Annotated in this window: 1 rRNA gene; it reads left to right on the plus strand. The window is 54.1% G+C overall.

Going from position 1 to position 984, the window contains the following annotated elements:
* Window positions 1-163: 163 nt before the first annotated feature.
* Window positions 164-984, plus strand: a 16S ribosomal RNA gene (locus ABD108_RS22095); the annotation flags it as partial.

Consider the following 984-nt stretch of genomic DNA (forward strand, 5'->3'; position numbering starts at 1 on the left):
AATTTTTTGGCACGCATGGAACAACGTTTCTGTTGTTTTGTGTTGTGGCTTTTCTCGTTTATTTCTTTGCGAGATATATTTTTGAAGACATTGATTTTGTCAGTGTTTTCGTTTTGTTCAGGATTTCCTGATTATGCTGAAACATTTTGTGTTTCTAGTGTTTTTTATGGAGAGTTTGATCCTGGCTCAGGACGAACGCTGGCGGCGTGCTTAACACATGCAAGTCGAACGGTAAGGCCCTTTCGGGGGTACACGAGTGGCGAACGGGTGAGTAACACGTGGGTGACCTGCCCTGTACTTCGGGATAAGCCTGGGAAACTGGGTCTAATACCGGATATGACCTTCTCCTGCATGGGGGTTGGTGGAAAGCTTTTGCGGTACAGGATGGGCCCGCGGCCTATCAGCTTGTTGGTGGGGTAATGGCCTACCAAGGCGACGACGGGTAGCCGGCCTGAGAGGGCGACCGGCCACACTGGGACTGAGACACGGCCCAGACTCCTACGGGAGGCAGCAGTGGGGAATATTGCACAATGGGCGCAAGCCTGATGCAGCGACGCCGCGTGAGGGATGACGGCCTTCGGGTTGTAAACCTCTTTCAGTAGGGACGAAGCGCAAGTGACGGTACCTACAGAAGAAGCACCGGCCAACTACGTGCCAGCAGCCGCGGTAATACGTAGGGTGCAAGCGTTGTCCGGAATTACTGGGCGTAAAGAGCTCGTAGGCGGTTTGTCACGTCGTCTGTGAAAACCCGAGGCTTAACCTCGGGCCTGCAGGCGATACGGGCAGACTTGAGTACTGTAGGGGAGACTGGAATTCCTGGTGTAGCGGTGGAATGCGCAGATATCAGGAGGAACACCGGTGGCGAAGGCGGGTCTCTGGGCAGTAACTGACGCTGAGGAGCGAAAGCGTGGGTAGCGAACAGGATTAGATACCCTGGTAGTCCACGCCGTAAACGGTGGGTACTAGGTGTGGGTTTCCTTCCAC

Source organism: Tsukamurella strandjordii (genome assembly GCF_039525985.1).
Classification (GTDB): Bacteria; Actinomycetota; Actinomycetes; order Mycobacteriales; family Mycobacteriaceae; genus Tsukamurella; species Tsukamurella strandjordii.